Origin of the sequence: Streptomyces sp. MB09-02B, from assembly GCF_033794485.1 — a bacterium.
Classification (GTDB): Bacteria; Actinomycetota; Actinomycetes; order Streptomycetales; family Streptomycetaceae; genus Streptomyces.
The window spans coordinates 1-684 of sequence record NZ_JARGEE010000981.1; the positions used below are offsets into that span (position 1 = coordinate 1).

Annotated in this window: 1 protein-coding gene; it reads left to right on the forward strand. The window is 72.7% G+C overall.

Going from position 1 to position 684, the window contains the following annotated elements:
* Window positions 1-684 (forward strand): histidine kinase (locus tag P1P70_RS45450; protein WP_319248458.1); only part of this gene is annotated, 684 nt, incomplete at both ends.

Sequence of the window (684 nt, forward strand, 5' to 3'; positions counted from 1 at the left end):
CTCCTCCTCACCGCCTCCCCGGTCTCCCCCCTCGCCTACGCCACCGTCTGCACCCCCCTCCTCTCCGGCCTCCTCTACGGCTGGCGCGGCGCCGGCGTCCTCACCGGCCTCCAACTCGCCGTCCTCCTCACCGTCCACCGAGCCTGGGAACACCGCCCCGGCGCGGGCGCCAACACCCTCCTCATCGCCGGCTTCTGCGTCGCCGCCGGCATCATCGGCGTCACCCTCCGCAACCTGATGTTCCGCTTCGGTACGGCCACCCTGGCGCTCTCCGAAGCCACCTCCCGCCTGGCCGTCGCGGAGGCCGTGGAGTCCGAACGCGCCCGCCTGGCCCGCGACCTCCACGACTCGGTGGCCAAGACCCTCCACGGCCTGGCCCTCGCCGCAGATGCCCTGGCGACCTCGGCGGACCGCCCCACGCCCGACCCGGCCCACCTCAGGCAACAGGCCGGCCTGGTCGCGTCGGCGGCCCGCCGAGCCGCCGCCGAATCCCGCGACCTCCTCACGGACCTACGCCGCCACACCGACCTGACGACGCCCGCCCCACCTACCGACCTGACGGCCGAACTGAAGCAGAGAGCGGCGGACTTCGAGTCCCGCACCGAGCTCCCCACTCCCGTCCCCTTAACACCACTCCCAACCCCCGGAACAAGCAAAAAACCCGTTAGCCCTCCATGCGCTGAA